The organism is Flavobacterium pokkalii, from assembly GCF_014596575.1.
Classification (GTDB): Bacteria; Bacteroidota; Bacteroidia; order Flavobacteriales; family Flavobacteriaceae; genus Flavobacterium; species Flavobacterium pokkalii.
In genome coordinates this window covers 1-947 of sequence record NZ_NASZ01000059.1, presented here as the reverse complement: position 1 = coordinate 947, position 947 = coordinate 1, and the positions used below count along the sequence as shown (strand labels likewise).

Genomic DNA, 947 nt, shown 5'->3' with positions numbered 1-947 from the left:
TTGATTTGTAGTGCTTGCTCACTGTTGTGGGTGCGAAGTCAGAGACGTTCGCACAGCAACACCTTGCTTTTATCAACGTTTAGTTATTAAAGAACACTCGAATAGCTGGGTTATTTTTTCTTGTATTTGTCAAGATTATACTTTGTTGTAAGTACGTCGCCTACAATTTGGTTTTTAAAATAAGCCTCCTTTTCAGGTGTCCATGCCCCTCGTTTAGTACGATCAATTATTAATTTCTCTAACTCATCCGCAACTAATGGAGTTTGCCAAGCTATTATGATATTTACTGGAATCTCTCCTTTTTCTAATTTATTAGATGTTTCATAACCATTATAAATTTCAAAAATGGTCGAACTTACCCTTTTAATATTATTGAAATCTGGTGAATATAAGAAATGTTTTATTGGGATATTCAAATCACTCAGTAATACTTCGAATTTTTTACCAATGTAATGCTCTTTTCTATCTAAAATTTTAGTTTGCACATACAATAACGTATCTCTTTTAAAGTCTTTTAGTGTTTGTTTATTTTCTAGTTTAATTTTTTCTAAGTTATCTCTTTTGTTACAAGCACAACCATAAATTAATATAATAAATAGTATAATAATTGTATTTCTCATTTCTTTAATATTTTTGGTTAATCACAATCAGCATTTTTATAAATAGTATTTCCATTAGCATCTTTTTTTTCAGTGCCATCAGGATTTTTATCAGGTACTACATCTATCTTTTTAAAAATATCAGACCCTGGCTCGGCTCTAAGTAAATCTACGCCACTATCCTTTAGGATATATGCCATAGCCCTATCTTGAGCTTCAAAAATAGATATGTTGGGATCATTAGCAATTAAGCTATTATATACATTTGCATGTAAATTATATAAATCGCTACCATATACAAAACCATGCGTATTAGAGTCATAAAAAGTGCCGTTATTTTGCATAAAT

At 30.1% G+C, this 947-nt stretch carries 2 protein-coding genes; both read right to left on the bottom strand.

Annotated elements, in window-relative coordinates:
* Positions 1–110: 110 nt before the first annotated feature.
* On the bottom strand, positions 111–620 hold the full coding sequence (locus B6A10_RS16255; protein ID WP_188221709.1) for a hypothetical protein: 510 nt from the start codon (positions 618–620) through the stop codon (positions 111–113).
* A 17-nt stretch (positions 621–637) separates the two neighbouring features.
* On the bottom strand, positions 638–947 hold a 310-nt coding region (locus tag B6A10_RS16250), incomplete at its 5' end, for a hypothetical protein (RefSeq protein WP_188221708.1).